A 21,632-nucleotide genomic window follows, 5' to 3' on the forward strand; every position below is an offset into this window, starting at 1 on the left:
TCATTAATTCTCCATGTCTATCGATTGGAAAGGCGTTTTTCCTGCTATTACGACCAAATTCACCGACAAGGATCAACTGGATCTTGTTTTATTTGAGAAGAACCTGAATGCCCAGCTGGATGCAGGTGTGAACGGGATCATTCTGGGCGGCACCCTGGGAGAAGCCAGTGTGTTGAGCACTTCGGAAAAAGAGACCCTGGTAAAATTCACCATAGAAAAAGTAGCCGGCAGGGTACCGGTAGTATTGAATATTGCGGAAGGAAGTACCCGGGAGGCATTACAGCAGGCTGCTTATGCCAAAGCCTGGGGTGCACAGGGGATCATGCTGCTGCCCCCGATGCGTTATAAGACCGATCATCGTGAAACGGTTACGTATTTCAGCACCGTGGCCAATGCCACAGACCTACCCATCATGATCTACAATAACCCGGTGGATTATAAGATCGATGTAACACCGGATATGTTCGAAGACCTTACTGTCTGCTCTAATATACAAGCCATCAAGGAATCCACCCGCGATGTGACCAATGTTACCAGGCTGATCAACCGGTTTGGTGACCGGTACAGTATTCTTTGTGGTGTGGATACCCTCGCCATGGAAGAAATGTTACTCGGCGCCAATGGCTGGGTGGCCGGATTGGTCTGTGCTTTTCCCAGGGAGACCGTGGCCATTTACCGGCTGGTAAAAGCAGGACATATTGCAGAAGCCACAGCCATTTACCGTTGGTTCATGCCATTGCTGGAGCTGGATATCCATCCCAAACTGGTGCAGTACATCAAACTGGCCGAAACACAGGCGGGCATAGGATCGGAAACGGTTCGTCCGCCCCGGCTGCCACTGGTGGGCGAAGAAAGGGAGCGGGTGTTGAAAACCATCCAGCAGGGTATAGCCACCAGGCCCGTATTACCCGAATATTTACAACTCAGCGAATCATGATACAACCGATACCGATAGACCAGGTGATGCAACAGGCGGCAGCTGCTTTTCTGCCTTATCAGAGAACAAGTGCAGAACAGAAAGCCCTTTTCCTGGAAGTGATCGCCAGCAATATAGAAGCATTGGGTGATGCGTTGATAACGCAGGCCTCTGCAGAGACCAACCTGCCGGCAGCCCGGTTGACCGGTGAACGTGGCAGAACTACTTTTCAGTTACGCATGTTTGCCCAGATGCTCCGAGAAGGCAGTTGGGTAGAAGCTACCATCGACGAAGCCATCCCGGATAAAAATCCTCCCCGACCTGATATCCGTAAGATGTTGCAGCCGCTTGGCCCGGTGGTGGTATTCGGTGCCAGTAATTTTCCTTTTGCCTATTCAACAGCTGGTGGAGATACGGCGAGCGCATTGGCTGCCGGTTGCCCGGTAGTGGTCAAAGCGCATCCTGCACACTTGCAGACATCGGTGATGGTGGCAAATGCCATTGCGGAAGCCATCAACAGTACAGGCATGCCTTCACATACATTTCAGCATGTGACTGATGCCTCTTTTGAATCCGGCAAAGCGCTGGTACAACACCCGCATACCGCTGCGGTCGGATTCACCGGTTCTTTTACCGGGGGAAAAGCATTGTATGATTATGCTGCGGCACGTAAAAATCCCATTCCTGTGTTTGCAGAGATGGGAAGTATTAATCCGGTCATCTTTTTACCAGACGTATTAGCCACCCAGGCAGCGCATCTGGCAAAACAATATGCTGCTTCCATCAGTTTGGGTATGGGACAGTTCTGTACCAATCCCGGATTGTTGATAGCGATCGAGGGTGAGGGGTTATCTTCCTTTCTCCTTCATCTGGCAACGGAGATCAGTGCAGTGATACCCGCAAAAATGCTGCATGCCGGTATACACCAGGCGTATTATACAAAAAAGCAGGCAGCACTTGCCGAAAAAGGCGTGCAGCTGCTGGCAGAGTCAGCCGCTGCACCCGGAGCGTTGGAAGCGCATCCTGCTGTAGCCACAGTGAGCGGTGAACGGTTCCTGCAACATCCTATATTACACGAAGAAGTGTTCGGTCCATACTCGCTGATGGTGATCTGCCGGAACGAAAAGGAATTGGAAACCGTCTGGCGCTCAGTGGCCGGACAACTGACCACCAGTATCATGGGAACCGATGCTGATCTCACAGCCCATCGTTCCCTGTTGGAGATAGCGCCTTCCATTGCCGGAAGGATCGTATTCAATGGCGTACCTACCGGAGTGGAAGTTTGCCCTGCCATGGTTCATGGCGGTCCTTTCCCCGCATCCACCGATAGCCGTTTTACCGCAGTGGGCATACAGGCTGTGAAAAGATGGGTACGTCCGGTATGTTACCAGAATTGTCCCGATGCTTTATTGCCCGAAGCATTGCAACGGTATAATCCATTAGGGCTATGGCGTCTGGTGAACAACGAATGGTCAATCAGATAACAGGTAGGCAAAAAAAACAGGGCAATCAATAATTACCCGTCATTGCCAGTTGCTGTTTTGGTTCGGTGATGCAGAAATAAAAGGCCACCGCTACAGACAGCAGAAAATAGCCAATAAATACCAGGTTAAGATCACCCAGGTGTTGGGTAATACCAAACCAGTCTTTGTAATGATACAATATACCAACCCCTGATGCAGAACTGGCCAGCTGCCATAGCCAGGCATTGGGGTTTTTGTCCATCAGTTCGGTATAGGCATAGATGTATAAGAAAATAAATGCGCCATAAACAAACATGGCCGGACTTCCGATCTCTGCAATATGCGCAAAGAAATAACTGATCAGCAATAGCGCCACACTCAATTCTATCCAGGCCCAGGCTATAAAACCTTTTGAAGCCTGGGTTTCATATTTCTCAAAATGGTACACATCCTCGATCTTGTACACGGGGTATTTTTCTGCCACATCTGCCGGTCTCCAGCCGGTGGGCATGAACCAGATCCGTAACTTATCCCGCAGGTTTCCGGCCCGCCAGGCATCTTTGATCATCAACCACAGGTGCATAAAGTTGATCTTGATCGGATTCCAGGTCTGTGCCGGACGGGTAATGCCGTATACTGCCGGTACATCGGGTAACTCTTCCTGGTAAGTGCCGAACAGTTTGTCCCAGAAGATAAAGATCTGCCCATAGTTCTTATCCAGGTATTCCGGGTTAATGGCATGGTGTACCCGGTGATGGGAAGGGGTAACGATGATCTTCTCCAGGAATCCCATCTTGTGTATATGCTGGGTATGGTACCAGAACTGTGCAAACAGGTGCAGCGGGGCCACCACGGCAATGACAGTTGCTGGAACACCCAGTAAAGCAGCAGGCAGTAAAAAGATGGTGAACACGCGGAACACGGTAGAGATACTTTGCCGTAACGCGCAAGCCAGGTTATAATCCTCGCTGCTATGGTGTATGATATGTGCGTTCCAGAAGAAATTGTATTCGTGATCAAGGCGGTGAACCCAGTAGCCGGAAAGGTCCAGCACCAGGAAAGCGATGATATAAAGCAGAACGGACGACTGTACATGTACAATGGCCAGGTGTTCCACCATCCATCCGTAACTGATAATGGCGATGCTGAGTCCGAGTACGTCTTTTACAGTATTGGTGATGCCGGAACTCAGACTGGAGATCATGTCTAGGTGCCGGACCGTATCTTTCCCCTTGCGCCAGCCCCACCATTTCTCAAATAAGACCAGTGCCAGGAAAGCCGGCATGGCGATCAATAGTATTTTTCCGTAAGTTTCCATAGAGCAATCGTATCATGAATATAAAGAAAACGGCTAATTTCCCGCTACAGACACCATTAAATTAACTGTATTCCATATGTTAACCAGTCCCATCCCTTATACCATGCCTTCGCCTGGCCATTTGAGCGGGCCTGTTTTTTCCTGTATCGATGCCCATACCTGTGGGAACCCGGTCCGGGTGGTGGCTGTGGGTGGTCCGGCATTGGAGGGCAGTACCATGAGCGAAAAACGCCAGCATTTTTTACGCGAATACGACTGGATAAGAAAAGGCCTGATGTTCGAACCCCGTGGTCATGATATGATGAGTGGAAGTATCCTGTATCCTCCGCACGACCCCGCCAATGATGTGGCGGTATTGTTTATTGAAACCAGTGGTTGTTTACCCATGTGCGGACATGGCACCATCGGTACCATCACCATTGCTATTGAGGAAGGGCTGATACAGCCAAAAACACCCGGAGTGGTATTGATGGAAGCGCCGGCAGGCCTGGTGCGGATCAGTTACCGGCAGGAAGGGAAAAAGGTGACGGCCGTAAAACTGACCAATGTTGCTGCTTACCTGGCTGCAGAAAGTCTTACGGTGGATTGCCCGGAACTGGGCACTCTTACCATTGATGTAGCGTACGGAGGTAATTTTTATGCGATCGTGGATGTACAACCCAACTTTGCCGGCCTGGAACAGTATCCGGCCGATAAACTGATTGCCTGGGCCAGGGAACTGCGGAAACGCATCAATGCCCAATACAGTTTTGTACACCCCGATGATCCTACCATTCATGGCTGCTCACATATTCTCTGGACAGGGGCGGTGTTGGATCCCACATCTTCGGCGCGTAATGCGGTCTTTTATGGCGATAAGGCGATTGACCGATCACCCTGCGGTACAGGTACTTCTGCCCGAATGGCGCAGTGGTATGCAAAAGGCAAACTGAAAGAAGGGGATGTTTTTATACATGAAAGCATCATCGGTTCCAAATTCACCGGAAGAGTGGAAAAGCTCACCGAAGTAGATGGCAAACCCGCCATCATCCCCAGCGTGGAAGGATGGGCCAGGATCTATGGATATAACACGATTTCCATCGATAAAGACGATGACCCGTATGCGTATGGATTCCAGGTGGTGTAGATAATGAGTGAATGATAGAATGATAGCATGATAGAATGTTTTGAAGAAATCCTCCTTACCATTCTGTCATGCTATCATTTTATCATACTATTATTCTATCATTAATATTTGCAAATTAATCGCGAATTTTGTGGTTTAAATAGATCGGATATGAAAGTAGTCGTTATCGGTGGCGGAATTGTAGGATTGAGCAGCGCGTATTTTTTGCAACAGAGCGGACATGAAGTGACGGTGATTGATAAAACGGATATGTCGTCCAACTGCTCGTATGGCAATGCGGGATATGTTTGTCCCAGCCATTTTGTACCCCTGGCAACACCCGGCATTGTGCAACAGGGTTTGAAATTAATGTGGAATCCGCGCAGTCCTTTTTATGTGCAGCCAAGGTTAAGCTGGAGTCTGATAGACTGGGGTATGAAGTTCATGAAGATCGCTACTCCGGAACATGTGGAGCGTTCCGCTATACCGTTGCGGGACATTGCAGTGATCAGTAAGAAAGCCTACGAGGGCTGGACAGAGTTGCCGCAGTTTCAGTTTGCTTATGAGCGGAAAGGATTGCTGGAGATATTCCAGACCGATACCGGTGGCAATCATGCCAGACATATGATGGAGAAAGCCCACGAGCTGGGTTTGACCGATACCGTACTGCTGACCAAGGAGGAGTTGGATCAATTGGAGCCACAAACGCGTATCAACGCAAAAGGAGCACTGCATTTTAAATGCGATGCGCACCTGTATCCCAACAAGCTGATGCAACAATTGTTAGCAGATCTCAGGCAGAAAGGTGTTCGAATATTGGTGAATGAAGCGGTGACAGGTTTTGAAAATGGTAACGGCCAGATTACCAAAGTGAAAACTGTAACAGGGGTATATGATGCGGATGCCATCGTACTATCCTCCGGCTCCTGGAGCCGTGAACTGGCTGCGATGATGGACATGAAGATACCGTTGGTTCCGGGCAGGGGATATTCTGTGACATTGGAAGATTCTCCATATAAACTCAACCATCCTGCCGTATTGATCGAGGGGCGTGTAGCGCTGACGCCGATGGATGGTAACAAGATCCGTTTTGGTGGTACTATGGAGATCACCTCCACAGATACACCACCCAGGATGAACCGGGTAAAAGGTGTGTTGGAGGCGGTAGAACGTTTTTTCCCTGATTTTAAAGTACCAATGCCAACGATGGACAAGGTTTGGTATGGTTTCAGGCCTTGTTCAGCGGACGGGTTGCCCTACCTGGGCCGCACGCGTAAATGGAAGAATGTGGTGGTGGCAACAGGCCATGCCATGGTGGGACTTAGCCTGGGTGCCGGAACCGGTAAAATCGTGAGCGAAATATTGAACGAAGAAACCTGCAGCATGGATATTACGCCGTTTGATCCAGACAGGTTCAGTTAGGAACAACGCATTAGACAAGTCTAAATGATGAATGGATACCGCAGTATCCAGTAAATTGTATTTTTACCCATATTATGGATCAGACAGCTACCTACTTACCCTACGAAAGCACCGGTTATTTCTCCAAGATCGTTTCCGATTACCTGTCGCAGTCCGCTTCTCTGCAACCCTTTTACCTGCATACACCCGACCTGTCGGGAATTCAGAAATCCATTGCTGCCAGGAAAACATTTCCTACACAAAGAAAAGTTTTGGTAGAAGTACTGCAGGAACAATATGCAGGTCTATCCCTTACAGACATTACCAAGACCAATATCGAATCACTGCTGCAGGAGCAGGTGTTCACCGTAACTACGGCCCATCAACCCAATATCTTTACCGGGCCGCTCTACTTTATTTATAAGATCATTCATACCATTAAACTCGCAGATGAACTGAGCGCTGCTATACCTGATGCGAAGTTTGTACCCGTGTATTATATGGGTAGCGAAGATGCGGACCTGGATGAACTGGGTTATGTGAATGTTGGCGGACAAAAACTGGTATGGGAAACCAAACAGACCGGTGCTGTTGGCAGGATGAAAGTAGATAAAGCCCTTGTCCGGCTCATACACGCCATACATGGGCAGATAGGTGTATTACCTTTTGGCCAGGAACTTACTGACCTGTTGTTACAATGTTACACCGAAGGCAGGAGCATTCAGCAAGCTACTCTGGAACTGGTGAATGCATTGTTCGGCTCGTTCGGGTTGGTAGTACTGGTGCCGGACCATGCCAAACTGAAAAGTATATTTCAGCCTGTTGTACAGAAAGAATTGCTTGAAGGTTTTTCGCATAGCATCGTGGCAGACACGATCGAAAAAATTGGCAGGCATTACAAAGTACAGGCAGGCGGCAGGGATATCAACCTGTTCTACCTGATCGATAATAAAAGGGAGCGCATTGAATGGCAGGATCAGCGATACGAAGTGAAGGCATTGGGACTTTCTTTCTCAAAAGAAGAGATCCTGAAAGAGCTGTCGGAATACCCGGAACGTTTCAGCGCCAATGTGATCCTGCGTGGTGCATTCCAGGAAACGGTGCTTCCCAATATCGCTTTCATTGGCGGGGGAGGAGAACTGGCTTACTGGCTGGAATTGAAGAACGTATTTGAAGCGGTACAGATACCATACCCGGTACTGATCTTACGTAACTCTTTTCTTTTGCTGAAAAAGGAACAGGGGTTAAAATGGGAAAAACTGGGTTTTGCCGAGAATGATCTATTTTCAGCCGAATTGGATCTGTTGAATACACTCGTAAAACGCGAGACCGAACACCAGGTGACCATCAACGAGGAATTACAGCAGGCACAGTCGTTGTACAAACAGCTTCGCGGGATTACCGATAAAGTAGACAGTACCCTGTCGGAGCATGTTACTGCACTGGAAAAACAGGCCCTCAAAAAACTTACAGCGCTCGAAAAGAAATTATTACGTGCAGAGCGATTGAAATACGATGTACAGCGGCAGCAGATCCATACCCTTATACAACAACTCTTCCCCAATAACAGCCTGCAGGAAAGGGTGGATAATTTCTCCTTGCACTATGCCACGTATGGTCAAAAATGGTTACAGATGATCTATGAGGTTTCTACCGGCCTGAATAAGGGATTTGGCATCATTACAGTGCATTCCTGAGGGATCTCTACAAGCACCCGAGAAAATACGACAGCCTTTTTTCAGCATTACCAGTTCGTTAACAAAAAACGGTAGCAAAATTGTATGCTACTGGTATGATTTTTTTTAGCAGAACAGCAATTCTGCTTCAGACCGTATCTGTTAAGTAAGCCTATTTTTTAGTAAAACCAATATCCCCCCGATAGAGTTCTACCTGAACGTTATTTACGATCACTCAAACGTCAGTTATGAATGCTATTGCAAGAAATCTTTTGTTGCTGTTAATCACTTCCTGTTCTTTTGTTGAACTGCAAGCCCAATCCGGACGTTATCAGTATGAAATAGGTATCAATGCAGGAACCTTTCTGTATCAAGGCGATCTGGTGCGGAACCAGTATGGCTCATTCAAAGCAGTGGGGCCTGTATTGCAGCTATGGGTGGGTAAACCTTTTTCGTCGTATCTGTCCTGGAGGGCCAATCTTACCATAGGGTCACTCCAGGCCGATGAATCTAAATTCAGTAGCCCATCCTGGAAACAGCTCCGTAATTTTTCTTTTCATACAACGGTTACGGAACTGTCGGGTGTCATATCCTATAATTTGTATGGTGATAACGGTAAGGAAGATTATCATGTATTAACTCCCTACCTGATGGCTGGATTCGGACTGAGTTTACTGCAGGTAACGCGCGACTGGAGCCGGCTGGATACGACCGTCTTCAATCATAAGACGACTACCCAGATCGGGTTGGGCATTGATACGGTACGGAAACTTCCCACTGTTCTGCCGGTGATACCGTTGGGTGCAGGAGTCCGATGGGCAATAACACCGCGATTGTCAGCTACCGCCGAACTGCTCTTTCGTTATACCTTCACGGATTACATCGATGGATTCAGCTATGCTGCGGATAACCGTAATAAGGATACCTATTATAGCCTTTCACTGGGACTAAGTTGGGTATTGGGCAGTGATGGGATCAGGTGCCCGAGGCCCGCGTTATAAGTAACAATCATGGTTACTCATCAAAACCATTGGGCCATTCTTTTTTCAGTTTGGCTATTTTTCCGTTCACTTCATGATTCATTTCATTCTTATAATGAGCCATGGCTGCGGAGATATTGGCATCAGCGGTTCCAAGGATCTGCGCCGCAAGCAGACCGGCATTTTTTGCTGCATTCAACGCAACGGTTGCAACCGGTACACCATTGGGCATTTGAAGTATGGACAGTACAGAATCCCATCCGTCGATGGAGTTGGACGATTTGATGGGTACGCCGATCACAGGTAAAGTAGTGATCGATGCAACCATTCCCGGCAAATGAGCCGCACCGCCGGCACCGGCTATGATGACACGGAGACCACGTTCTCTAGCAGTGGTGGCATAGTCTACCATTCGTAAGGGAGTTCTGTGGGCAGAGACAACGGTCAGTTCAAAAGGGATCTTGAACTGGGTAAGGATATCAGCAGCTGCCTGCATGATGTTCAGGTCGCTGTCGCTTCCCATAATGATGCCTACCAGTGGTTGGGTGATTGCCATAATCTGTTTTTGCTTACTGCAAGATACTTGATTTTCTGAATGTACATCCTGCGCGGAGCAGGTTATGGAACAGAATAGTTGCTCGCAAAGGCGCGGAGTGGGGTGAGCCTTGATCGGGAAACTGCTCGTGGAGAGGGAAAAGGGAAGAGGGGGGCCGTTGTAAGTGGAACCCCTCTTCTGTTATTGGGTTAGTGGGTTATCCGGTAGGCCGAAATACTTCTTAATACCGGTGCTGCTTTTGCCTGTTGGATCACAACACGCAGTTGGGTGGTTTCCTGTTCCGGAAATTGGGCGATCTTTTTTCGGCCGATGGTGGTGCCGGTAAAGACCGTTTTGAATGCCTGACCGTCAAAAGCCTCAATGGTAAAAGCACTTACGCGCTGGCCGTAGCCGATCATTTCTTCCAGCACTACGGTATTCAGGGTTGTTTTCTTTGGCAGGGTTATCAGCAACGTGCTGTTCTCTTTTTGAGCAGATGACCAGTAGGTATGAGTATTGTGATCTGTCAGTGTGGTGATTTTTTGATTGGGCGATATGCTGCTGATACCTGCCTTTTGCAGCAGGTCTTGGGCAAAAGCGGCATCCCTGATTCGGCGAAATCCTACCAGCGATGCGGAATCTGCAGGATGGATACGACCTGTTCTGTCGGGTGGGATATTCAGCAGTAAGTTACCTCCATTACCTACAGATTTGAGGTAAAGAGTGAACAGCGTTTCGGGTGATTTTACTTTGTTGTCTTCCTTGGCATGATAAAACCATCCCGGCCGGATAGATACGTCTGCTTCAGCGGGGATCCAGTTTTTCCCGTTCACATTACCGCTGTTCAAAGTGTCGGTAGGAGGGCCGCCATGACCTCTTTTAAATCCGGCGGTATCCAGCAGGTTCCAGTTGGTGTTACTGATGGTTCCTTTTTCATTGCCGCACCAACGGGTACCCGGACCAATATCGCTGAAGATCACCAGCTGTGGTTGCCATTTGAATGCGGAGTCCTCGAAACGCCGGAAGTCGTATTCCTGTTTTTTGCCATTGGGCCCTTCACCATTGGCACCATCCCACCATAGTTCAAAGAATTTGCCGTATTGCGTCAGCAGTTCCTTCATGCTGGCGATATATACATCATTGTATTCGGGTGTACCGTATTTGGGATGGTTTCTGTCCCAGGGTGAGATATAAATACCCATATCCAGCCCGTTTTTTTTACAGGCTTCCGACAGGGCTTTCACCACATCACCTTTTCCATTCATCCATTTACTCTCTCTTACGGTATGGGTACTTTGTTTGCTGGGCCACAAACAAAAACCATCATGATGTTTAGCGGTAAGTATAATGCCTTTAGCACCCGCCTGTTTGGCAATACGTGCCCATTGCTCGCAGTCCAGCGCTGTGGGATGGAAAACAGAGGGATCCTCGTTACCCTCTCCCCATTCCTTATCGGTAAAAGTATTGGGACCGAAATGGATGAAAAGATAAAACTCCTTCTCGTGCCATCTCAGTTGTTCTTTGGTAGGGACAGGGTAGACAGGTTTTACGGGTTGTGCCAGCAAACTCCCTGCCCACAAGCAGCCCGCTAACAGTAAATAATTTCTCATATGGTGCATTGAGCAACCAATTTACAATAATGATGGATGCAAAATTAAAATTCAGGAATGTGGAATGGAGCAGGAGAACAGATGAGCAAGGAACAGAGGAATATGAAAGGAGGATGGCATTCAACGATTGACAACCTTTATTATAGGCAATTTTGTTGTTTTATTGCAGATACATGATACGTTGCCGTTGCTTGAAGAGAAGATTTTCGGCTAGTTTAGTTTTTTAGTTTGGTGTTGATCAGGTTGTTGTATTCGGAAATGTTTCTTTCATCAAAACCTGTAAACCTTTTCAATTCGGTACCCCGGTTGTCCACAAATATTATGGTAGGGATTGCTATAAAGTTGAATTCAGATTTTGTATCTTCTAGTCTTGGTTGTGGTATAATATATTGAGGCCAGACCATTTTTTCCGTTTGTAAAGCTTTCTTCCAGGCACTGTTGTCGGTGTCGATTGAAATGCTAAACATTTGTAAACCTAAGGAAGCATATTTATTGTGTAATGTTTTCAATGAAGGAATTTCCTTTCTGCACGGCATGCACCAACTTGCCCAGAAAATTAGCATGGTAATTTTACTGCTTGAGTAATTCAGTTTCGTAGTTATCTTTTTATCATCCTCTACCACTGCATTTGGTATGACGCATGTGGTGCATGAAATAATAAATATATATTTATTAAAAGCGATTGCCTGGTTGGATTGCTTGATATCCTGATCAAATAGAGATAACAGGTATTTTAATTCCTCTTTGCTATAAAATGACCGGTAATTATATATCGATGCTAACAGAAAGTAGGAGTAAGGGTATTTTTTTATATAGGAAGCGATTAGATCGAGCTTTTTTATTCGGCTCTGTTTGTCAAGACCCTTCAATAAAAATTGCAGGCTTTGACTTTTTTCAAAGGACTCGTTCTGTGCATTATGCGGGAGACGTATGGATGTATTGGCATCACCACTAAGGGTTGTAATACCTTTATCTAACATAAAAGAAGTAATGCCTGTAATTTTTGAATTATTGACAATGATTGGATTGGAATAGGCAAAAAGTAATTGCTGAAACTTGCCTGCTTTATTTTTAAATCCAATACTGGCTTGAAAAGGAGAGAATTTTTTTGAATCCAGGCGAAAGAAAAAGGAATGACCGTTATAGTCCGAAGAGTCTATAAAAACATCCCATCTAAAAGCATCTGTTAAGTATACTTTTTTGGATGGTATATTGGAAATGTTACCCTTTATTATAATATCCGTAGATGTTGCGTAAACTCCTACGCTGCCGAACAGTAATATAAGCGTACTTAGGATGTTTTTTTTCATAAAGGAAGAAAAAAGTAAGTAAAGCTTATCTATGGCTATCTGAGTAAGACTGGACCCGACGTAGAAGATACAAAAAATAGTTAAAGTGTGATAATTTACTTTACCCCGCCTTCTTCATTCCTCTGTTCTTGTTCATCTGTTCTTTATTTCCACAACTGTCGTTTGTACAGTTGTACCGTATTTTCATATCCCAGGTAAATGGCATCGCAAACCAATGCATGGCCAATACTTACTTCATCCAGTCCGGGAATATGCTGCGAAAAATATTTCAGGTTATGCAGATCCAGATCGTGGCCTGCATTCAGGCCCAGACCGAGTTCTTTGGCTCGTTTGGCGGCTGTTATATAAGGTGCAATGGCCTGTTTCGGTTTTCCGGCGGCGAACTCACGGGCATAGGCTTCTGTGTATAGTTCTATACGGTCGGTCCCGGTTTTTGCGGCACCTTCTACCATGGTGATCACCGGGTCCACGAAAATAGACACCCGGATACCGGCTTTTTTGAATACGCCGATGATGTTTACCAGGTAGTCTTTGTGTTGGATCGTATCCCAGCCATGATCGCTGGTGAGCTGCCCCAGTGCATCAGGTACCAGCGTCACCTGGTGAGGTTGGGTTTCCAGTACCAGGTCTACGAATTTCTGTTCGGTAGGGTTCCCTTCAATATTGAATTCGGTAGTGATGATCTTCCGGATCTGGCGCACATCTTCATAACGGATATGCCGTTCATCCGGCCTGGGATGAACGGTTACCCCGTCTGCCCCAAAACGCTGGGCATCGATGGCGGTCTGCAAAACATCCGGATTGTTGCCGCCCCGGCTGTTGCGAAGGGTGGCAAATTTGTTGATATTCACACTGAGCTTGGTCATGCCGCAAAAATACAGATAAGTTCAGAGTTTGCCGGGTGATGATTTGTGCACAAGCAGCCTTCTTTATTTGGCCGGCTTGGCGTAGCTTCGATGTGCCAACAACGGTTGAATATTGGTTGTCAGGGTCGTGGCTCCGGTTAGTACTGGTGCTACCGGTTTCTGAAAGGATAGTTGCGTGTTTTTTGTAGCAGAGAACAGCAGACAGGAACAACATTTGAATCATTTATTTGTTATGAGCGCATGAGTTATGTTTCCTTAGAAGAATGTTTGAACGATCTGGAAAAGAACGGCCATCTGGTTCGTATCAAGGAAGAAGTGAACCCTTATCTGGAAATGGCTGCCATCCATCTTCGTGTGTATGATGCGGGTGGTCCGGCCCTGTTGTTTGAAAATGTGAAAGGATCGCGGTTCCGGGCTGCATCGAATATCTTCGGCACTATTGAAAGGAGTAAGTTCATCTTCCGGGATACTTTTTCGCAGGTACAGAAACTGATCGCACTGAAGGGGGATCCCATGCGGGCCATCAAACACCCGATTGATAACCTGCAGACCGGTCTGGCAGCCATGAAAGCGTTGCCCCTGCGAAACCCTGTTTCGAAACCCGTATTATATGAAGAGATCAGTATCGCCGATCTCCCCCTGATCCAGCACTGGCCCAAAGATGGGGGTGCATTTGTAACCCTGCCGCAGGTATACAGTGAAGATATTGACAGTCCGGGTATCATGAAAGCCAACCTGGGTATGTACCGCATACAGCTTACCGGTAACGAGTATGAACTGAACAAAGAGATTGGCCTGCATTACCAGTTGCATCGGGGTATTGGCGTGCATCAGACAAAAGCCAATGCTAAAGGGCAGCCTTTAAAAGTGAGTTGTTTTGTGGGAGGGCCGCCCTCGCACAGCGTTTCGGCAGTCATGCCTTTACCGGAAGGCATGAGCGAAATGACTTTTGCCGGTTTACTGGGGGGGCGACGGTTCCGGTATACCTATCAGGATGGATTCTGCATCAGCACCGACGCAGATTTTGTGATAACAGGCGAAGTATATCCCGGCGAGAATAAACCCGAAGGACCTTTTGGAGACCACCTGGGCTATTACAGTCTCACCCATGATTTTCCATTGATGCGGGTGCATAAAGTCTATGCCCGCAAAAATGCCATCTGGGCGTTCACGGTAGTGGGTCGCCCGCCGCAGGAAGATACCAGTTTCGGCGAATTGATCCATGAGCTGACCGGTAATGCCATACCGCAGGAAATACCCGGTCTGCGGGAAGTACATGCGGTGGATGCGGCTGGCGTGCATCCCCTGCTCTTAGCCATTGGCAGCGAGCGGTACACACCGTATACACCCGCCAAACAACCGGCCGAGTTATTGACCATTGCCAACCATGTATTGGGCACCGGACAGCTCAGCCTTGCCAAATTTCTGTTCATAACCGCCGACGATACCCAACAGTTGCGTACCCACAATGTGCAGGCATTCCTGGAATACCTGCTTGAGCGGATCGATTTTACCCGTGACGTACATTTTCATACGAATACCACCATTGATACCCTCGATTATTCCGGAACAGGATTGAACAGCGGCAGTAAAGTGGTATTTGCTGCATATGGAGAAGTGAAACGGACTTTGTGTAAGGAAGTGCCATCCATCTTTCAAAACCTCAGGTTATTCCGTAAAGCCAGTCTTGCCATGCCCGGTGTGGTCATATTGGAAGCAGATGCATTCCAATCATATGAAATGGCGCAGGTGGAGATGGAAGTGCTGAACCAGCAACTGGTATGGAAATCCGAGGAGCTGGCCGGCGTGGCTATGATCGTGATCGCGGATAATGCGCCGTTCACAGCTGAGAATATCCGGAACTATGTATGGGTAACCTATACACGTTGTAACCCCTCGCACGATATCTACGGTATTGATCCTTTCATGGAAAACAAACACTGGGGCTGTCGCGGACCCCTGGTGATCGATGCCCGCATCAAACCGCACCATGCACCTCCGCTGGAAAAAGATCCGGTGGTAGAAAAGAGGATCGACCGCTTGTTTGAGAAGGGGGGGAGTCTATATGGTGTGATATAAACATGGCATTTGCAAACAATACTTGCAAATGCCATGTTCTAGAACATTCATTTGTCTGCTATCCTGGTTGCTTTAGAGAAATTCACGTACTTATATTTTCCCAGAATAGTTCTTTCTAGTTTCAGGTGGTAAGTTCCACCTTTGTATTTGGCGGAAGTGCTGATGGTCTCGGTTTTAGCAAGGCTTTTACTCTCTTTGTCTTTGCCGCTTAATATTTCATCCAGAACACGTCCATCCATTGATGCAGGAACCGGTATTTTATGCAGATGGAGCACTGTCGGAACAATATCAACATTTGAAGAGGGCATATCGCTGATGAAAGATTTTTTAAAATCAGGGCCTGCGGCCAGTAAGGCAATATGCACCTCGTATTTACTAAAGCCACCATGGCCCGCAACGCCATTGCTGTTGCTGTATCCGGCATAACCCATTGGGTTTGTCTCATCACTCCAATCGCGGTCTACAAGAATATCAGCGGTGCGTTCCGGGTGATTCCAATGAATGGCGTCGAAAGAAATGGTTCCTTCGATGAACCCAAGGCTGCTACCGGGGGTAACTGCTTTGGTAAAGATGGCTCCTATCCAGGATTGTGATTGCAAGAGTGATACGATCTGTTGAATGAGGGTTGGGTTATGGTCTTTTACATAAATGGCGCCTTCCGTTATCACCACATCTTCGCTTTCCTTATTTTGTTTAAGTCCTTCTCTGATCAACAGTTCTGTGAGGTTATTTTCTTTATTTCCTTTATAGGATACAAAACCATGATCGGTAGATACGAGAATATTGAATTGCTGAAGGAGATGTTGTTTTTCCAATTCTGCAAGGATACGGCCAAACTGTTCATCCACCGACTTGATAGATGCCATACTTGAAACAACGCCGATTCCATCACTATGTGCCGTGCCATCCGGGTCAGAATACCAGATAGCGCTGACTAAGGGACCATCAGGAGCGAAACCATAGTTGATCAGCGCATCGGTGATCCATTTATGTTGTGCTGAGTTTGGTTTGGTATGAGGGGGGATAGGCCCCAGTTTTTTTTCGAGCTCTGGCTGTAAAGATGCGGGTAATATCATACTGGTATTAATCACTGCACCACCGCTGACCGTATGATTCTGGAGCAGTGCCTGTCCGGAAGAACCGGAACTGAATACCATCATTTTTTCACCAGCCTTCTGTAATATTTCTCCAAGGGAGGTTGTGGTAACCAATTGCCCGTTTGTAGCAGCGCTGATCCGGTTTAGTTCGGCTGCTTCACCTGTGTTCAATCCTTTCTTTTTATCAACCTGGGGGAAATAGACCGTATTTCCCATGATTCCATGTGTAGCAGGGTAGCTGCCTGTAGAATAGGAAGTTGAATTTACCCTGGTTACTGTTGGAAATACACTATGGTGTTGCCTGGCATACACCCCTTTTTTGCTGAAGGCATAAAGATTGGGCATGGTTTCGGGGGTAATATAATCCGGACGAAGTCCATCGAAGAACACGATCAATGTTCTATTGCGGCTAATCGCTTTAACTGTCTGGGTGTAGCTGTTAAGACTAAGAAATAACAGGCTTATTGCAAAACAGTATTTCTGCATTAATGATTTCATATTTATTGATTTATTTATCCCACCATACTTTGGTATTACTGTCATCCTTGCCGCCGATAGCGGTTACCGCAGCTGCATATTTTTCTGGGTTCAAAGATTGCAAATAAGTTGGATAGGGGATACGCCATGGAAACTGGTTTTCTGTGGGTATGCCGGCACCTCTCGGCAATACAGGATAGCCGGTTCTCCTTTTTTCGAACCATGCCTGGTAGTCAACGAAAAAGTAAGCATAATATTTCTGCAATATAATCTGCTGTAACTGTGCGTCTGCCGAAGATGTTGCATTGTAAGCTACACCTGCCTGTGTAAGGTAATTGGCTGGCATAACGGCACCCCATTGTGTCATAGAAGCGGTAATGCCTGCTTCGTAATGTTGTTTGGGTGTTTTGCCGGTGTTGAATCCGTTCAGTGACAATTCTGCTTTTATGAATTCTAATTCTGCATATGTGATCATTATCCCTATGTTTGATGCTGTTTTTAGCGCGTCGGAATAACTGGAGTTCTTTCCTACTACGTATTCAGTGGTGGTGGGATATCCGGACTCTATTCCCTGGTAAACGCTCTGGCCATTTACCATAACGGTTGTACACCATACACTTCTGCGTGGGTCATTGTCGGCATTCATCCTGTCAAGAAAAAACTTGGTAAAATAAGTTCCGTCTCTCCAGTCCAATTGCCTGGCAGTAAAGTATGGATTAAAGAAGGGGAACACATTCGGATAACGGAAAATTCCATCATCAGCTGTGGAGGTGAAAACTGGGAATTTTACAGGATCTGCCAGGATTGCAGTGATTTGATTGTTTACATTCAGTTCTGCATTTTTCCTGGATAAACGTAATAATAAACGTAAGCGTAAGGTATTACAGAGCTTCTTCCAGCGCTGTATTCCCAGGTTCTTGCCGGCAGTTAAGGAATTGGAAGGATATACAAAATCACCGCCGTAAGTAAGGGCTTTGTTCTCATCGAACAAATCGTTGGCGGTAGCCAGATCAGTAAGTATCTGCTTGTAAATATCTTTCTGTGCATCAAATTTCGGTAAGAAGTTACCATTGTTGGCCTGGGTGGCTTCCGAATAAGGCACATCTCCATAAAGGTCAGTCAGAATGGAGTAAGCCCAGGATTTGTATATTAACCCGATAGCCCTATAATTCTTTTCTCCTGAATTTGTTGAAATTTTGATGATGTCTTCTATGTCCGTAAGGTTAGCATAAAAACCACTCCATACACCTGCCCCTGGATTAATGACATACCGGTGAACCCCATCTTTACTACTGCTCCGGGGGGCATCTACCTGCATCAGTTCGTGTGTGAAATTACGTGCAGCGCCGATGCTGCTGTTTATGATCCGGTATTGTAATTGCCCCAGCATTACACCCGGGTTTACATCTTTTGGCCGGTTAGGGTCTGTGTTGAGTTCCTCGAAATTTTTAGTACAACTGCCTGTTAGTAAAGCCAGCAGAATTAATGATAAGTATACAAAATGTTTTTTCATGATCAGGGTTTGTCAGATTAGAATTTTAATGTAAGGTTAATGCCCATATTCCTGGTGGAAGGGAATTGCATTAATTCAACTCCGGGGGTAAGTGTGCCACTGTTGAGGTTTCCTCCTTCCGGATCAAATCCCGGGAAGCTGGTAATGTTGAAAAGATCACGACCATATACTGCTACACTGGTTTGAGCGATACCAACTTTTTTCAACAGGTTCTGCGGTAGGTTGAATTCAATACGGGCCTCTCTTAATTTCAGATAGGAGGCATCAAAAATGTTCATCTCGGCATTATTAATGGCATAAACATTCTCGTAATAAGAGCTGGCAGAAACGCTCACAGTATTGGGTTTATACTTGCCATCTGATCCCAGCACCACTCCGTCTCCAACAATTCCTGTTTCTCTGCCAGGGAGGGTCACTTTTGTTTTACCGAGGGTATTGGATTTGTGGTTGGTCTGAGAATACATACTGCCGCCATGCTGGTAATCAAACAGGACACTAACCCTGAAATTGCTAAAAGTAAATTCATTCAGTAATCCGGCTTTCCAGTCTGCAAAGGCATTACCCCAAACTTTCGTAGTAACGTCAAGTGTGGCTGGTAAACCCGTTGAGTTATAGATAATTTTTCCTTCAGGTGAACGCTGGAAGCCTCTTCCATACATGTCTCCCATTCTTCCACCCACTCTTGCTTCGATGGTTACATTGCCGTCATGACTGTAGATAACCTGACTTGTTATGCCATTAGCCAGTTCTTTTACATAACTTCTGTTACGGCTCCAGTTTAATGTACTGGTCCATTTGAAGTTTTTTTGGGCTACCGGAACAGCTTTTAATTGTACTTCTACACCCTTGCTTTCGATCATTCCTGCATTGACCAGGGCACTTGAGTAGCCGGAAGTAGGATCCAGCGGAATTGCGAGAATCTGGTTTTTGCTTTTGTTCTGGTAAAATGCAACATCCAGTGATAACCTGTTTTTAAGTAACCGGATGTCCAGACCTGCTTCATAACTGGAAGTGATTTCTGGTTTTAAAGAGGGGTTAAACAACGTGGAGGAATTGGTGAAACTGTTACTGTATATTCTGTCGTAGTAACGGGAAGTTTGATAAGGCCGTGTGTCGTTACCTACCTGTGCCCAGGATAATCTCAGCTTGGCAAAGGATACCTGTGAAGGTAACCGAAACAGATCGCTCAAAAGGAAACTGGTACTTACAGACGGATAAAAGAATGAGTTGTTCCCATAAGGCAAGGTACTGCTCCAGTCATTTCTTCCAGTAACATCCAGGAAGATTCTCTCTAGGTATGACCATTGTGTGGAAGCATATACACTATTGATTGCTTTTCTTGTTTTTTGTGGATCAGCAACAGCCTGATCTAGGCTGTTGGATATCTGGTAAATGCCAGGCTGAGCCAACTGGTCAGCATTCATGCCTGCAAAATCGTAAGTCTGACGCATGGCATTCGCTCCTCCCGATACTGAATATTTAACTGTATTATTCAGGTTATTCTTATAACTAAGTAAAACATCTGTATTGATCTCATAATTAAAGACATTCTGCTCACGATAACTTCCTTTGGGAAATTTTGTAATACTATAAGGCCTTTGCTGTGATCGGAATTCAAAACCCATATCTACTCCGGATCGTATCATTAATTCAAGGTTTTTGTTGAATTCGTAATTGGCAGATACGGTTCCGATCACTCCGTGTTTGTTCATTTTGTTGAGGTCTTCGTATATGTCGATATACGGATTGTCCGGTCCTGGATTAAACGAATTTTTCTGTTGAACGCCCTCCAGACCAGGCATCCAATAAGGTTTAAACCAGTTATGGTTAATATTAGGTGCTGTTCCAATAATGAGGAAGTACATCAGTGTCTGATTATTATAACCTGCAGACGGCAGATTGTCGCTTTTTTTATTGGTATAAGTAACTTTTCCGTTGATTTTAAGTTTATCAGAAATTTTCTGGTTTACTGATAATGATGCTGACATCCTTTCGTAACCGGTATTAGGAATGATCCAGGTGTTTTTTAACTGTGATACTGATAAACGGGTAGACCCTTTTTCATTACCACCCTCGATGGAAAGACTGTTTGAAATGGTAACTCCCGTCTGGAAAAAACCCTTGATATAGTCTGGATAAGCTACCCACGGTGTTTTTGCAGTTGCTTTGTTATCGATGGTATTGGGATCATACTGGTAATATGATTGCCCATTGAATTTAGGTCCCCAGGCCCTTCCTGCGGCAACGCCCATGGCAGTATTGATCCCATCAGGACTATCGCCATAAGAGAAATAACTCATGGTTCGGCCCTCGCCATATTCGTATTGATAGTCGGGCCATCGGTTAACCTGGTCTATGCTAATGTTGGAGTTGAGGGTAATACCAAGTCCCTTTTCTTTGCGGGTTCCAGTTTTAGTGGTAATGATCAATGCACCACCAGCGGCGCGGCTGCCGTACAATGCGGTTGCGCCAGGTCCTTTTAAAACGGTAATACTGGCAATATCATCCGGATTGATATCAGATAGGTCAGAGCCGAAATCTACCGGGCTGTCAGTGGCAAGATGCGCTTTGTATCCCGTACCAGTTATTTTATTGCTCACGGGTACGCCATCGATCACGATCAGGGCCTGGTTGTTGTCGAGATTCAGTGAATTCTCTCCCCGTAAAGTAATGCGTGAAGAGCCCATGGGCCCCGAACCGGTTCCCTGAATGTTTAAACCAGCTACTTTCCCTGATAAAGAATTGATCCAGTTATTGGTTTTGGCATCTTTTACAGCATTTTCAGTTACTGATTGGGCGGCAAAACCGAGTGATTTTTCTTCTCTCTTAATACCTAATGCCGTTACCACCACTTCATTGAGCGAGGAACTGACTGCCTTGAGTTTGATGAGCAATGAATTGTTTTCACTCTGCTTTACCTGGTATTTTTTAACAGTTCCGGCTTCGTAGCCGATATAAGTCACAGAAAAATTGTAGTAGCTGCCTGCCTGCAATCTTTTAAAACTGAAAATTCCTTTTTCGTCGGTAACTCCAGTATAGTTGTCTTTTCCGTTTACATTACTTACAAGAACAGTAACTCCTTGCAACGCTTCGTTTTTTTCATTAATAACCGTTCCTGTTACCAGGGTGCTTTGCTGCGCAAAGGAGGTAAAGCCGCTTATTAAAAGCGCCATCAGCCAAAAACTTTTCAGCCTTTTTTTTGATTCAGTTAGTTGTTTTGTTTTCATTTTATTTGTTTTAAAAGGGGCAATAGTGTTACAGTCCGCTCAAAGGCAGAAGACTCAAT

At 46.1% G+C, this 21,632-nt stretch carries 15 protein-coding genes; 7 read left to right on the top strand and 8 right to left on the bottom strand.

All coding sequences use genetic code 11. The features are described 5' to 3' along the window. Positions 1 to 13 precede the first annotated feature (13 nt). Positions 14 to 937, top strand: coding sequence for a dihydrodipicolinate synthase family protein (locus ACH3Y6_RS08590; protein ID WP_490835190.1), 924 nt, complete (start codon positions 14 to 16; stop codon positions 935 to 937). After that, entirely contained in the window at positions 934 to 2,400 is a 1,467-nt protein-coding gene (locus ACH3Y6_RS08595; protein WP_490835191.1) for an aldehyde dehydrogenase (NADP(+)), read from the top strand. Before ACH3Y6_RS08590 ends, ACH3Y6_RS08595 begins: the two co-directional genes overlap by 4 nt. 25 nt (positions 2,401 to 2,425) lie before the next feature. Here ACH3Y6_RS08595 and ACH3Y6_RS08600 read toward each other — a convergent pair whose 3' ends face one another. Further along, the gene (locus ACH3Y6_RS08600; protein WP_490835192.1) at positions 2,426 to 3,697 is read right to left on the bottom strand and encodes a sterol desaturase family protein; all 1,272 of its coding nucleotides are present in this window, start codon (positions 3,695 to 3,697) and stop codon (positions 2,426 to 2,428) included. 76 nt (positions 3,698 to 3,773) lie between these two features. Here ACH3Y6_RS08600 and ACH3Y6_RS08605 point away from each other — a divergent pair, with 76 nt between their 5' ends. The 4 genes from ACH3Y6_RS08605 (at position 3,774) to ACH3Y6_RS08620 (ending at position 8,880) form a co-directional block, all read left to right on the top strand. After that, positions 3,774 to 4,823 carry a 4-hydroxyproline epimerase gene (locus ACH3Y6_RS08605; RefSeq protein WP_490835193.1) on the top strand — a complete coding sequence of 350 codons (1,050 nt, stop codon included), beginning with the start codon at positions 3,774 to 3,776 and terminating at the stop codon, positions 4,821 to 4,823. Between the two features lie 150 nt (positions 4,824 to 4,973). Next, positions 4,974 to 6,224 carry an NAD(P)/FAD-dependent oxidoreductase gene (locus tag ACH3Y6_RS08610; protein ID WP_490835194.1) on the top strand — a complete coding sequence of 417 codons (1,251 nt, stop codon included), beginning with the start codon at positions 4,974 to 4,976 and terminating at the stop codon, positions 6,222 to 6,224. 74 nt (positions 6,225 to 6,298) lie between these two features. After that, entirely contained in the window at positions 6,299 to 7,900 is a 1,602-nt protein-coding gene (bshC, locus tag ACH3Y6_RS08615) for a bacillithiol biosynthesis cysteine-adding enzyme BshC (protein ID WP_490835195.1), read from the top strand. Positions 7,901 to 8,127: 227 nt separating this feature from the next. Beyond that, on the top strand, positions 8,128 to 8,880 hold the full coding sequence (locus tag ACH3Y6_RS08620; protein WP_490835196.1) for a DUF6089 family protein: 753 nt from the start codon (positions 8,128 to 8,130) through the stop codon (positions 8,878 to 8,880). 13 nt (positions 8,881 to 8,893) lie between these two features. On the opposite strand, the gene purE is transcribed toward ACH3Y6_RS08620, so the two are convergent. The 4 genes from purE to ACH3Y6_RS08640 form a co-directional block, all read right to left on the bottom strand. Beyond that, on the bottom strand, positions 8,894 to 9,415 hold the full coding sequence (gene purE / locus ACH3Y6_RS08625) for a 5-(carboxyamino)imidazole ribonucleotide mutase (protein ID WP_490835197.1): 522 nt from the start codon (positions 9,413 to 9,415) through the stop codon (positions 8,894 to 8,896). A 188-nt stretch (positions 9,416 to 9,603) separates the two neighbouring features. Further along, entirely contained in the window at positions 9,604 to 11,004 is a 1,401-nt protein-coding gene (locus ACH3Y6_RS08630) for an alpha-L-fucosidase (RefSeq protein WP_490835198.1), read from the bottom strand. Between the two features lie 215 nt (positions 11,005 to 11,219). After that, entirely contained in the window at positions 11,220 to 12,314 is a 1,095-nt protein-coding gene (locus ACH3Y6_RS08635; protein WP_490835199.1) for a TlpA family protein disulfide reductase, read from the bottom strand. Positions 12,315 to 12,457: 143 nt separating this feature from the next. Then, positions 12,458 to 13,180, bottom strand: a complete 723-nt coding sequence (locus tag ACH3Y6_RS08640; protein ID WP_490835200.1) for a pyridoxine 5'-phosphate synthase — start codon at positions 13,178 to 13,180, stop codon at positions 12,458 to 12,460. A 240-nt stretch (positions 13,181 to 13,420) separates the two neighbouring features. On the opposite strand from ACH3Y6_RS08640, the gene ACH3Y6_RS08645 reads away from it, so the two are divergent. After that, the gene (locus ACH3Y6_RS08645; RefSeq protein WP_490835201.1) at positions 13,421 to 15,259 is read left to right on the top strand and encodes a UbiD family decarboxylase; all 1,839 of its coding nucleotides are present in this window, start codon (positions 13,421 to 13,423) and stop codon (positions 15,257 to 15,259) included. Positions 15,260 to 15,306: 47 nt separating this feature from the next. Here the strand turns inward: ACH3Y6_RS08645 and ACH3Y6_RS08650 are convergent, their stop codons facing one another. Genes ACH3Y6_RS08650 through ACH3Y6_RS08660 form a run of 3 tightly spaced genes read right to left on the bottom strand, consistent with a single transcriptional unit; the run spans position 15,307 to position 21,519 of the window. After that, on the bottom strand, positions 15,307 to 16,854 hold the full coding sequence (locus ACH3Y6_RS08650) for an alkaline phosphatase family protein (protein ID WP_490835202.1): 1,548 nt from the start codon (positions 16,852 to 16,854) through the stop codon (positions 15,307 to 15,309). Between the two features lie 10 nt (positions 16,855 to 16,864). Next, a complete protein-coding gene (locus tag ACH3Y6_RS08655) occupies positions 16,865 to 18,346 on the bottom strand; it encodes a SusD/RagB family nutrient-binding outer membrane lipoprotein (RefSeq protein WP_490835203.1) in 1,482 nt (493 codons plus the stop codon). A 17-nt stretch (positions 18,347 to 18,363) separates the two neighbouring features. Continuing rightward, a complete protein-coding gene (locus tag ACH3Y6_RS08660) occupies positions 18,364 to 21,519 on the bottom strand; it encodes a SusC/RagA family TonB-linked outer membrane protein (protein ID WP_490835204.1) in 3,156 nt (1,051 codons plus the stop codon). Positions 21,520 to 21,632: the final 113 nt, after the last annotated feature.

The sequence above is a fragment of the Sediminibacterium sp. FW305-C-269 genome (assembly GCF_058231045.1).